We start from the raw sequence: 11,955 nt of genomic DNA on the forward strand, positions 1-11,955 counted from the left end.
CGGCTTTCGTCAGCTGCGAGTTGGCCGCGAAATGACGCGACTCGAGAAGCCTGGCAGGACTGACGCCTCGGCAGCGCGCTGCCAGCGAGGATTACAACCACTGGTCTGCAGGGTGTCAATACGACACGAGGCCGTGCAGAACAGCGGAGCGCGCGATTTTAGGGGCGTTTCGTGAAGTCCTATTTCAAAGGGCGTCGGCAATCGCCTTGCCGAGGTCGCTGGTGCTCGCCTTGCCGCCGATGTCGGGTGTGCGCGGCGCTCCGCTTTGGGGCGCCAGCACCTTCTCGATGGTGGTCAGGATCGCGTCGTGCGCCTGCTTGTGGCCCAGGAACTCGAGCATCATCGCGCCGCACCAGATCTGTCCGATGGGATTGGCGATGCCCTTGCCAGCGATGTCGGGCGCCGAGCCGTGCACCGGTTCGAACAGGGACGGCGTGGTGCGCTCGGGGTTGAGGTTGGCGCTGGGCGCAATGCCGATCGTGCCGGTGCACGCCGGACCCAGGTCGGACAGGATGTCGCCGAACAGGTTGCTCGCCACGACCACGTCGAAGAAGTCGGGCCGCTGCACGAAGTGGGCCGTGAGGATGTCGATGTGGAACTTGTCGAGCTTCACGCCCGGATAGTTCTTGCCCATTTCGGCCACGCGCTCGTCCCAGTACGGCATGGTGATGGAGATGCCGTTCGACTTGGTGGCGCTCGTCAGGTGCTTCTTGGGGCGCGATTGCGCAAGCTCGAAGGCGAACTTGAGCACGCGGTCGACGCCCACGCGCGACATCACGGTTTCCTGCACCACGATCTCGCGCGGCGTGCCTTCATACATGCGCCCGCCGATGCTCGAGTATTCGCCTTCGGTGTTCTCGCGCACGATGTACATGTCGATTTCTCCGGCCTCGCGCGGCGTGCCGTCGCGCCGCACCACGGGCGCGATGATGCCGGGCATCAGGCGTGCGGGGCGCAGGTTGATGTACTGGTCGAACTCGCGGCGGAACAGCAGCAGCGAGCCCCAGAGCGACACGTGGTCGGCAATCTTCTCGGGCCAGCCGACCGCGCCGAAGTAGATGGCGTCATGTCCGCCGATCTGGTCCTTCCAGTTGTCGGGCAGCATCTTGCCGTGCTTCTCGCAGTAGTCCCAGCTCGAAAAGTCGAAGTGGTCGAACTTCAGGTCGATGCCGAACTTGCGCGCCGCGGCATCGACCACGCGCAGGCCTTCGGGCATGGTTTCCTTGCCGATGCCGTCGCCGGCGATGACTGCGATTCTGTGGGTGGTCATGGTCTGGTTCCTTCTTGCTGGAGAGGGGGAGTAAAAAACTGGAGTGCCTCGGCGAGCAGTTCGCCGGGGGCTTCCTCCGGAACATAGTGGCCGCACGGCAATGCACGGCCCGAAAGCTGAACGGCGCATTCGCGCCAAAGCGCCAGCACATCGAAGCAGCGGCCCACCGCGCCGTGCTCGCCCCAGAGCACGCGCAGCGGTTGCGCAAGCTTGCGGCCGGCGGCGATGTCGGCGCGGTCGTGCACCAGATCGATGGTGGCAGAAGCGCGGTAGTCGCCGCAGATGGATTCGGCCGTACCTGGAATGGCCGCGCAGCGCTCGTACTCGGCCAGCACCTCGGGCGCGAAGGGCGCGAGCCCCGCGTGCCGTCCACCCATCACGCTGCGCACGTAGCGCACCGGGTCGGAGGCGATCAGCGCCTCGGGCAGCGGTGGAGGCTGGATCAGGAAGAACCAGTGCCAGTAGGCGCGCGCAAACGCCTCGGTGGTGTTCTCGTACATCGAGAGCGTGGGCGCGATGTCCAGCAGCAGCATGCGGTCGACGGCCGCCGCATGGTCGGCAGCCAGCCGGTGCGCGACGCGCGCACCTCGGTCGTGGGCCAGCACGCCGAAGCGCTCGAAGCCGTGATGGCGCATGGCGGCGAGTGCATCGAGCGCCATTTCGCGCTTGCTGTAGACCCTGTGGTCGTCGTCATCCACGGGGCGACCGGAGTCGCCGTAGCCGCGCAGGTCCACTGCCACCAGCGTGAAGTGCTCGGCAAGCGCCGGCGCCACGCGATGCCAGATCAGGTGCGTCTGCGGATGGCCGTGCAACAGCAGCAAGGGCGCGCCGCGCCCGCCGATGCGGCCATGCACGCGCACGCCGTTGAGCTCGATGTCGAATGTCGGAAAGTCGAAGAAGGAAGCAGTCACGCGGCGATTGTGCGTTGCGCTCCACCGATCATCAAGCAACAATCAGCCAATTCATACTTTCCAATCTGGCATGAATTCATTGGCAATGGACCGAGGCGATCTCGAGCTGGTGCTGGCCATCCGCGACCAGGGCAGCCTTGCGGGCGCATCCGCCACGCTCGACGTGGTGCCCTCGGTCGTGACCAAGCGGCTCGGTGCACTCGAGACGCGGCTGGGCCAGCGGCTGTTCGAACGCACCACGCGCCGGCTCAGCGTGACGGCCGAGGGCGAAACCGTCTGCCTGCACGCCAAGACACTGCTCGAAGGCTTCGCGGCGCTCGAAAGCGAACTCGGCGAGCGGCAGAACGAGCTGGTCGGCACCATCCGGCTGGCAGCCACTTTTGGTTTCGGGCGGCGCTGGCTCGGCCCCGCCCTGGCAATGTTCCAGGCGCGCCATCCCGGGCTGCAGATCGAATTGCTGCTGACCGAGCGGCTCCCGGACCTCGGCGCCGAAGGCTACGACGGCGCGCTCTGGCTCTGGGCCGTGCAGCAGCGCCGTGCGGCCGACTGGGTCACGCGCCGCATTGCGCGCAACCAGCGCGTGCTTGCAGCCTCTCCTGCATATATGGAACGGCGCGGCATGCCGGCCACGGTCGACGCGCTGGGCGCGCACGACTGCCTGGTGGCGCGCGAGAACGGCGAGGTCAACCAGCGCCAGTTCGCGCTCTGGACACTGCGCCACGCGCGCGACGGCAGCACGGCGCGCGTGCGCGTCCAGGGACCGCTGACAAGCAATTCGGGCGAGATGGTGCGCGACTGGTGCCTGGCCGGCCACGGCATCATGCTGCGCAGCCTGTGGGACATTGCGCCCCAACTGGCTTCCGGCGAACTGGTGCGCGTGCTGCCCCACTACGCCATGCCCGATGCCGACATCCACTGGATTGCGCCCTGGCGCCCCAAGACGCCGCGCCGCGTGCGGCTGCTGCTCGACCACCTGGCCGAACAGTTCCGCGGCGAGCCCTGGAAACCCGGCAAGGCCGCTTCGCCGCGCTGAAAGAAAAACCGTTGGGTCAGCGCCCGCTGCGCACCACCAGGCTCACGCCGGCTGCGGTGAGCCCGATGCCCAGCAAGGTCACCAGGGTGATCGGCTCGGCGAACAGCAGCCAGGCCATGACCGCCGTGCACGGCGGCACCAGGTAGAGCAGGCTCGTGACGGCGGTGGCGGTGCCACGCTGGATCAGCATGTAGAGCAGCGAACTGCCGCCGAGCGACAGCACCAGCACCGACCAGGCCATGGCGCCGGCCGAATGCGCGTTCCACTCGATGCCCTGCGACTCCATCGCCGCAAAGGGCAAGCTCACGAGCAATGCCGCCGCCATCTGCACGGCGCTCGCGCTGCGCACATCGCAGGGCGCGACGAAGCGCTTCTGGTACAGCGTTCCCGCCGTGATCGAAAGTAGCGCCATGACGGCAAGCCCCATGGTCAACGCGCTGACCTCGGCGCCCTGCCCGAACTTGCGCGACACCACCAGCACCAGGCCCGCAAAGCCGAGAATCAGCCCCGCCCATTGGCGCTGCGAAATGCGCCCGCCATTGAACGAAAGCCAGATGGCGGTCAGCACCGGCTGGATGCCGACCAAAAGCGCCACCAGCCCCGCGCCCATGCCCGCATGCACGGCCGCCCAGACGCCGCCCAGGTAGCCCGCCTGCATCAGCACGCCCGTGACCGCCAGGTGCCCCCACTGCGCGCGCTCCTTCGGCCAGGCGACCCGCGCGAGCGCGACCCAGATGCCAAAGCACACGAGAGAGAGCGCATAGCGCACGGCCAGGAACTTGAGCGGCGGCGCGTAGGGCATGCCATAGCGCGCAACGATGAAGCCCGTGCTCCATATCAGCACGAAGACCACCGGCATTGCCCGCAGCCAGCCCGCGTTGCGAGCCGCGGCCACGCTCATTTCGCGCGGGCCCGGATTTCGGGGATGGCCTTCTGGAGGTAATAGACCATCGACCAGATGGTGAGCACGGCCGAGATCCAGATCAGCCACTGGCCCCAGAGCCCGGTGTCGATGATCTTGAAAAGGCGTCCGTCATAGAGCAGGAACGGAATCGCGACCATCTGCACCGTGGTCTTGACCTTGCCGATCATGTGCACCGCCACGCTCTTGCTGGCGCCGATCTGCGCCATCCATTCGCGCAGGGCCGAGATGGCGATCTCGCGGCCGATGATGATCAGCGCCACGAACACGTCGGCCCGCTGCAGATGCACCAGCACCAGCAGCGAGGCGCAGACCAGGAACTTGTCCGCCACCGGATCGAGGAAGGCGCCGAAGGCCGAGGTCTGGTTGAGCTTGCGCGCCAGGAAGCCGTCGAGCCAGTCGGTGGCCGCGAAGACGATGAACATGACCGTGGCGATCAGGTTGCGCATCGGCTCGGCCATCGGCAGGTAGAACACGCCAACGATCAATGGAATCGCGACGATGCGCGTCCAGGTCATGATGGTCGGGAGGGTCCAGAACATGCGGGCGATTGTGTCATGCGCGCGCGGCGAGGCCGAAAGCCGGGGGCAATCGTCCTCAATGCAATGCGCGATAGATTTCCTCGGCCAGGTCCGTGGCAATGCCTTCGACCGACGCGATGTCCTCCACGCTGGCCGCCGCCACGCCGCGGATCCCGCCAAAACGCTGCAGCAGGCGCGCCCGGCGCTTCGGGCCGATGCCCGGAATGTCTTCGAGCTGGCTGCCGCCCACGCGCACTTTCGCGCGCTTGGCCCGCATGCCGGTGATGGCGAAGCGGTGCGCCTCGTCGCGGATCTGCGCCACCAGCATCAGCGCCGCGGAATCCTTGCCCAGGTAGACCTTCTCGCGGCCATCGGCGAACACCAGTTCCTCGAGGCCGACCTTGCGGCCCTCGCCCTTCTCGACGCCGACGATCAGCGACAGCGGCAGGCCCAGTTCGCTGAACACCTCGCGCGCCATCGACACCTGCCCCTTGCCGCCGTCGACCAGCACCAGTTCCGGCATGCGCGCGGTCCGGGTCTTGGGCGATGCGCCGCTGCCGTCGCTCTCGGCGTCGCCCGGCGGCAGCGCCTCGGTCTCGGCGGCCATCGCCTCGGCCAGCTTGCCGTAGCGGCGGTGCAGCACCTGGCGCATGGCGGCGTAGTCGTCGCCGGGCGTGATGCCCTCGATGTTGTAGCGGCGGTATTCGCGGTTCTGCATCGTGTGATGCTCGAATACCACGCAGGAGGCTTGCGTGGCCTCGCCCGCGGTGTGCGAGATGTCGAAGCATTCGACGCGGAAGTTGTCGAGGTCGTCGGCCGCGAGTTCCAGCGCATCGGCCAGCGCGCGGGTGCGCGCCTGCTGCGAGCCCTCTTCGGCCAGCAGGCGTGCCAGTTGCAGGCCGGCGTTCGTCTCGGCCATTTCGAGCCAGTGCCGGCGCTGCTCGCGCGGCTGGAACACGGCCGTCACGCGCGCGCCGGCCTGCTGTGAGATGGCTTCGATCAGCTCTCGGCTCACCAGATGGCTCAGCACCAGCGTGGCGGGCACCGGCACATCGATGTAGTGCTGGGCAATGAAGGCTTCGAGCACCTGCACCTCGACCGAGTCGGCCGGAATGGGCGCTGCGCCCTCTTCCGCGTCGAGCTCGCCGTGGTGGATCAGCGCGGCGTCTTCCACGTGCACCGGAAAATAGGGGCGGTCGCCCAGATGCCGGCCGCCGCGCACCATCGCCAGGTTGACGCAGGCCTTGCCGCCCTGCACCTTGACGGCGAGGATGTCCACGTCCTTGTCCGAAGCGATCTCGATCGACTGCTGGTGCAGCACGCGCGAGATCGCCGACATCTGGTTGCGCAGCTCGGCGGCCTGCTCGAATTCGAGCTTCTCGGCGTGCTCGGCCATGCGCGCCTCGAGCTTCGACAGCACGAGCTGGGTGTCGCCCATCAGGAAGGCTTCGGCGCTGGCCACGTCCTGCGCATAGGCCTCGGGCGAGATGTAGCCCACGCAGGGACCGGTGCAGCGCTTGATCTGGTACAGCAGGCAGGGCCGCGTGCGGTTGGCGTACACCGTGTCTTCGCAGGTGCGCAGCTTGAAGACCTTCTGCAGCAGCTGGATCGATTCCTTCACCGCCCAGGCGCTCGGGTAAGGCCCGAAGTAGCGGTGCTTCTTGTCGACCGCGCCGCGGTAGTAGGCCAGGCGCGGAAACTCGTGCGAGGCGATCTTCAGGTAGGGGTAGCTCTTGTCGTCGCGGAACAGGATGTTGTAGCGCGGCTTGAGCGTCTTGATGAGATTGTTCTCGAGCAGCAGCGCCTCGGCCTCGGAGCGCACCACCGTGGTCTCCATGCGCACGATCTTGCTGATCATGTGGCCGATGCGCGTACCGCCATGGCTCTTCTGGAAATAGTTGGCAACCCGCTTCTTGAGGTTGCGCGCCTTGCCCACGTAGAGCACCGCGCCGGCCGCGTCGAAATAACGGTAGACGCCCGGCAGCTGCGGCAGGGCCGCGACTTCGCTGAGCAATTGATCGGAATGCACGTCTGACATGCGGCTATTGTGGCGCGCGCACAGGACGGCGGCGGACGCGTCCACCGCCCCTCAAAGACACGAGGTTATTTCGCGAGTTCGCTCACCAGCCGATACAGGAATTCGCGGCCGTCGTAGAGCCGCTGGATCTCGATGCGCTCGTCCAGCCCATGCGCGCGCGCGTCCGCCGGATCGAGGAACATGCCCGTCACGCCGTACATCGGAATGCCGGCGTTGCGCATGAAGCGGCTGTCGGTGGCACCGGTGCTCATCGCGGGTACCACCGGCACGCCCGGCCACATGGCCTGCGTCACCGATTCCACGGTCTTCACCAGATCGCCGTTCAGCGGCGAGGCCGGGCTGCGCAAGGGCTTGCCGAGGTTGCGCACCACGATCTTGTCGTTGCCGACGGCCTGGGTCAGCAGGCGCTCGACTTCGTCGGGGTCATCGTGCGGCAGGATGCGGCAGTTGACCGTGGCCTTGGCCGATTGCGGCAGCGCATTCTCCGCATGGCCAGCCTGCACCATGGTTGCCACGCAGGTGGTGCGCAGCTGCGCGTTGTAGGCCGGGTTGGCCGAGAGCCGTTCGATCACCGCCGGCTCGGGGTTGCCGCCGCCGACGGCGCGCATGTCGTCGGCCAGCTGGCCGGTGGCAAACGGCGCGCTGCGTGCGAAGTAGGTCTTGGTGACCTCGCCCAGCTTGACCGGAAACGCGTAGCTGCCCAGGCGCTCCAGCCCCGCGGACAGCGCGTAGATGGGGTTGCTCTTTGTCGGCACCGAGCTGTGGCCGCCCACGTCGCGCGCCTCGAGCATGTAGGTGGTGTACATCTTCTCGGCCACCTGCATGCGGTGCAGGTTGGGCTTGCCGCCGCGCAGCTCGCCGCCGCCGCCTTCGTTGATGCCGAACTCCGCCTGCAGCAGTTCGGGCTTGTTGTTGATGAGCCAGAAGGCGCCGTTGCTGAGCGCATCGCCGCGCTCTTCGTCGGCCGTCAGCGCCAGGATGATGTCGCGGCTGGGCTTGAAGCCTTCCTGCTTGAGCTGCCCCAGCACCGACACCAGGGCCGAGGCCATGGCCTTGTCGTCGATCGACCCGCGCGCCGTGAAGTAGCCGCCGGTTTCCTGCAGCTTGAACGGATCGGTCTTCCAGTCCTCGCGCCGGGCCTCGACCACGTCGATGTGGGCCAGCAGCAGCAGCGGCTTCTTGCTGCCGTTGCCCTTGAAGCGCAGCACCAGGTTGCCCTTCTTGGGGAACGGCTCGAAGATCTGGATGTCGCCGGGCGCAAAGCCCGATTCGACCAGGCGCTTTTCCATCGCGCGCGCCGCGAGCGTGTTGTCGCCTGCCGAATGGCTGGTGTTGATCTCGATCAACTCCTTGTAGATGTCGTGGAAGCGCTGCTGCTGCGGCGTGAGCGACGGCGTCGTCTGCGCCGATGCCCCGGCCAGGCCGCCCAGGGCCAGGGAAAGCGCGAGCACGGTTCTCGCCGTGCCACGGGAACCGAGGGAAGCAAGGGAACCAAAGGGAAGCGGCGAACGGCGGGTCGGCATGCGCATGGTTTCTCTCTCCGGATGTTGTGGCGCCGGCCAGCATACCAAGGAGGCCCGGTGCCTCCACGAGGCCGAAGACGGGCACACTGACGCCCATGCAATGGGACATTTTCTGCAGGGTGATCGACAACCATGGCGACCTCGGCGTGTGCTGGCGGCTGGCCACCCAGCTGGCGGCGCTCGGCGAGCGCGTGCGCCTGTGGATCGACGACGCCACGGCGCTGCACTGGATGGCGCCCACGGGCTGCGAGGGCGTGAGCGTGATCGACTGGCTCGAACCGGCTGCCATCCGGCAAGCCGTGGCGGCCCCGCCGCCCGATGTGCTGATCGAGGCCTTCGGCTGCGAACCGGCACCCGAACTGATCGCGCGCTTCGCCGAGCCGCAGGCCGCCGGCGGAGCGGGCCGGGCGTGGATCAATCTCGAATACCTGTCGGCCGAACCATACGTCGAACGCCTGCACGGCCTGCCTTCGCCGGTGTTCAAGGGGCCCGGCGCAGGATTGACGAAGCGCTTTTTCTATCCCGGTTTCACGCCCGCAACGGGAGGGCTGCTGCGGGAGCCCGGCCTGATGGAGGGACGGGCGCGCTTCGACCGCACGCAATGGCTGGCGGCGCAGGAGATTCCCTGGCGCGATGGCGAGCGCCTGGTTTCGCTGTTCTGCTACGAGCCTCCGGCCCTGGCGACCCTGCTCGAGCAGCTGGCGGCCGGGCCGGAACCGACGCGGCTGCTGGTCACTTCGGGCCGTGCCGCGCATGCGGTCAGGGCATTTTTTTCCGGCCGCGAACAGCCGGACCACGGGCTTGCGGGGCTGGGTGCGCTGTCGATTTCATACCTGCCCTATCTCACGCAGCCGGATTTCGATCATCTTCTCTGGGCTTGCGACCTGAATTTCGTGCGCGGCGAAGACTCCCTCGTGCGGGGCCTCTGGGCCGGCGCGCCGCTGGTCTGGCAGATCTATCCGCAGGACGACGACGCGCACCACGTCAAGCTCGGCGCCTGGCTCGACTGGCTGGGCGCCCCGCCGTCCCTGCGGCAGTTCCATCAGGCCTGGAACGGGTTCGACAGCGCCCCCCTGCCCGCTCTCGAAACGCAGGGCCCGTGGCGTGAAACCGTGCAGGCCGCCCGCGAAAGGCTGTTCGCGCAAGAGGACATGGTCACGCAGCTGCGACATCTGGTCGCCCAAAAAAGCTAAAATAGTGGGCTTTGCGGATTTCGGCCCGGATTTACACAAATCCGAGATGCTCTCCGCCAAACCTGCCGCGGGACATGTACCGCGGGGCCAATGACGCCGGCATGACACGCCGGCAAGACCTTGCAAACCACATTGCGAACGTCGCCGATGGCTCCGCGCACCGAGCGGCCAACATCCAGAGAACCTGACATGAAAATCGCTCAAGAAATCCGCGCCGGCAACGTCATCATGCACGGCAAGGACCCGATGGTCGTCCTCAAGACCGAATACAGCCGCGGCGGCCGCAACTCGGCCACCGTGCGCATGAAGCTCAAGAGCCTGATTGCCAACTTCAACACCGAAGTGGTCTTCAAGGCCGACGACAAGATCGACCAGATCGTGCTCGACAAGAAGGAGTGCACCTACTCCTACTTCGCCGATCCGATGTACGTCTGCATGGACACCGAGTACAACCAGTACGAAGTCGAAGCCGAGAACATGGGCGACGCCCTCAACTACCTCGAAGACGGCATGCCGGTCGAAGTGGTGTTCTACGACGGCAAGGCCATCTCGGTCGAACTGCCGACCAGCGTCGAGCGCGAAATCACCTGGACCGAGCCGGCCGTCAAGGGCGACACCTCGGGCAAGGTGCTCAAGCCCGCCAAGATCGCCACCGGCTTCGAAGTGCCGGTGCCGCTGTTCGTCTCGCAAGGCGACAAGATCGAAATCGACACCCGCACCGGCGAATACCGCAAGCGCGTCTAAGCGCTGCACCCTGCTGGCTGGCCAGCACCAAGACAAAGGCTCCGCAAGGAGCCTTTTTCCGTTGATGGGTTTACCCTTTTGCCCATGAACACACCCGCCAGCGTCCGCACCGAGATCGATGGACCGGTCAGCACCATCGTCATGAGCCGCCCACAGCAGCGCAACGCCGTCGACCGGCCCATGGCCGAGGCGCTGCGCGCCGCCTTCGAACGCTTCGAGGCCGACGAGAGCCAGCGCGTTGCGGTGCTGTGGGGCGAGCACGGCACCTTCTGCGCGGGCGCCGACCTGGGCGCGGTCGGCGACCCCGCGCGCCGCAATGAACTCGACCCCGAAGGCGGCGGTTCAGGCCCGATGGGCCCGACCCGCATGGCGCTCGCCAAGCCCCTGATCGCCGCCATCAGCGGCCATGCGGTGGCTGGCGGCCTGGAGCTCGCGCTGCTGGCCGATCTGCGCGTGGCCGAGGAAGATGCCGTGCTCGGCGTGTTCTGCCGGCGCTGGGGCGTGCCGCTGATCGATGGCGGCACCGTGCGGCTGCCGCGCATCGTCGGCATGGGCCGCGCGCTCGACCTAATCCTGACCGGACGGCCCGTGAGCGCCCCGGAAGCGCAAGCGATGGGCCTGGTCAACCGCGTGGTGCCTCCAGGCCACGCGCGCCTCGAAGCCGAAGCGCTCGCGCGCGAGATCGCATCGTTCCCCCCGCAGTGCATGCTGGCGGACCGGCATTCGGCCTACGCCCAATGGAACCTGCCGCTGGCCGATGCGCTGCGGCAGGAAGGCCGGCTCGGCGTGCCGATCGTCGTGGCCGAAGGCGCGGCCGGTGCCGAGCGCTTCGTTCGCGGCGCGGGCCGGCACGGTGCTTTCTGAGCCGTCGGACCTGAGGGCCGCGACGCTGCACAATCAATGTACCGAGTCTTCCTGCCCGATTTCCCCATGAACAACACGCACGACCTTCACGACAAGCGCCTCGCGGACGCCTGGGCCACCCTCAAGACCCACTCCGAAAAAGGCCTTCCGCTCGACCCCGATCCTTCGCGCCTCGCCTTTGCCGATCCGGAGTTCCTGCTGCGCCGCGAAACCCGCGGCATCCGCATGCAGCTCGAGCTGATGAAGCCCGACCTGGAGCAGCGCGCGCACGGCATCGAGAACACCGTGGTGGTGTTCGGCAGCGCGCGCTTTCGAAGCGAGGAAGAAGCCGCCGCGCTGGTCGCGAAGGCCGAAGCCGGCGGCGACGCCGTGGCGGCCGAGCGCTGGCGCCGCCTGGCGCGAAGTTCGCACTACTACGAGAAGGCGCGCGCCTTCGGCAAGCTGGTGGCGCAGTACAGCAACGACAAGGAACCGGAGGACAAGCTTTTCGTCTGCACCGGCGGCGGCCCGGGCATCATGCAGGCGGCCAACCGCGGCGCGCACGAAGGGGGCGGCATCTCGGTCGGCCTTGCCATCGCGCTGCCCATGGAAGAAGAAGCCAACCCCTACGTCACGCCGGCGCTGAGCTTCAAGTTCCACTACTTCGCGATCCGCAAGATGCACTTCATGATGCGTGCCAAGGCGCTGGTGGCGTTTCCGGGCGGCTTCGGCACGCTGGACGAGCTGTTCGAGGTGATCACGCTGGTGCAGACCCGCAAGTCGAAGCCGGTGCCAATCGTGCTGTTCGGTTCGGCCTACTGGAAGAAGCTGATCGACTTCGACTTTCTGGTCGAAGAAGGCGTGATCTCGCCGGCCGACGTGAAGCTCTTCGAATACGTCGACGCTGCCGAAGACGCCTGGGACGCGATCAAGCGCTTCTACAAGCTGTAGCCCGGC

Annotated in this window: 11 protein-coding genes; 5 read left to right on the forward strand and 6 right to left on the reverse strand. The window is 67.1% G+C overall.

Features of this window, described 5'->3' with window-relative positions; translation table 11 throughout:
* Positions 1-184: 184 nt before the first annotated feature.
* Positions 185-1,270: a tartrate dehydrogenase gene (locus QFZ47_RS04250; RefSeq protein ID WP_307654463.1), complete on the reverse strand. Its 1,086-nt coding sequence runs from the start codon at positions 1,268-1,270 to the stop codon at positions 185-187.
* Positions 1,267-2,181, reverse strand: a complete 915-nt coding sequence (locus QFZ47_RS04255; RefSeq protein ID WP_307654464.1) for an alpha/beta fold hydrolase — start codon at positions 2,179-2,181, stop codon at positions 1,267-1,269. Before QFZ47_RS04255 ends, QFZ47_RS04250 begins: the two co-directional genes overlap by 4 nt.
* 85 nt (positions 2,182-2,266) lie before the next feature.
* Here QFZ47_RS04255 and QFZ47_RS04260 point away from each other — a divergent pair, with 85 nt between their 5' ends.
* Positions 2,267-3,214 carry a LysR substrate-binding domain-containing protein gene (locus QFZ47_RS04260; RefSeq protein WP_370880625.1) on the forward strand — a complete coding sequence of 316 codons (948 nt, stop codon included), beginning with the start codon at positions 2,267-2,269 and terminating at the stop codon, positions 3,212-3,214.
* A 16-nt stretch (positions 3,215-3,230) separates the two neighbouring features.
* Here QFZ47_RS04260 and QFZ47_RS04265 read toward each other — a convergent pair whose 3' ends face one another.
* From QFZ47_RS04265 to QFZ47_RS04280, 4 genes are all read right to left on the reverse strand, one after another.
* Complete coding sequence (locus QFZ47_RS04265) at positions 3,231-4,115, reverse strand: DMT family transporter (RefSeq protein WP_307654466.1); 885 nt, start codon at positions 4,113-4,115, stop codon at positions 3,231-3,233.
* On the reverse strand, positions 4,112-4,678 hold the full coding sequence (pgsA, locus tag QFZ47_RS04270) for a CDP-diacylglycerol--glycerol-3-phosphate 3-phosphatidyltransferase (RefSeq protein WP_307654467.1): 567 nt from the start codon (positions 4,676-4,678) through the stop codon (positions 4,112-4,114). Before pgsA ends, QFZ47_RS04265 begins: the two co-directional genes overlap by 4 nt.
* Positions 4,679-4,733: 55 nt before the next feature.
* Positions 4,734-6,695 (reverse strand): excinuclease ABC subunit UvrC, encoded by a 1,962-nt coding sequence (uvrC, locus tag QFZ47_RS04275; protein WP_307654468.1) that lies wholly within the window; start codon positions 6,693-6,695, stop codon positions 4,734-4,736.
* Between the two features lie 65 nt (positions 6,696-6,760).
* The gene (locus QFZ47_RS04280) at positions 6,761-8,224 is read right to left on the reverse strand and encodes a M20/M25/M40 family metallo-hydrolase (RefSeq protein WP_307654469.1); all 1,464 of its coding nucleotides are present in this window, start codon (positions 8,222-8,224) and stop codon (positions 6,761-6,763) included.
* A gap of 89 nt (positions 8,225-8,313) precedes the next feature.
* Here QFZ47_RS04280 and earP point away from each other — a divergent pair, with 89 nt between their 5' ends.
* The 4 genes from earP (at position 8,314) to QFZ47_RS04300 (ending at position 11,949) form a co-directional block, all read left to right on the forward strand.
* Complete coding sequence (gene earP, locus QFZ47_RS04285) at positions 8,314-9,411, forward strand: elongation factor P maturation arginine rhamnosyltransferase EarP (RefSeq protein ID WP_307654470.1); 1,098 nt, start codon at positions 8,314-8,316, stop codon at positions 9,409-9,411.
* Between the two features lie 189 nt (positions 9,412-9,600).
* Positions 9,601-10,155 (forward strand): elongation factor P, encoded by a 555-nt coding sequence (efp, locus tag QFZ47_RS04290; protein ID WP_012746921.1) that lies wholly within the window; start codon positions 9,601-9,603, stop codon positions 10,153-10,155.
* Positions 10,156-10,239: 84 nt separating this feature from the next.
* Positions 10,240-11,019 (forward strand): crotonase/enoyl-CoA hydratase family protein, encoded by a 780-nt coding sequence (locus QFZ47_RS04295; protein ID WP_307654471.1) that lies wholly within the window; start codon positions 10,240-10,242, stop codon positions 11,017-11,019.
* 66 nt (positions 11,020-11,085) lie between these two features.
* Positions 11,086-11,949, forward strand: coding sequence for an LOG family protein (locus QFZ47_RS04300; protein ID WP_307658880.1), 864 nt, complete (start codon positions 11,086-11,088; stop codon positions 11,947-11,949).
* Positions 11,950-11,955 lie beyond the last annotated feature (6 nt).

This window comes from Variovorax paradoxus, from assembly GCF_030815975.1.
Classification (GTDB): Bacteria; Pseudomonadota; Gammaproteobacteria; order Burkholderiales; family Burkholderiaceae_C; genus Variovorax; species Variovorax paradoxus_N.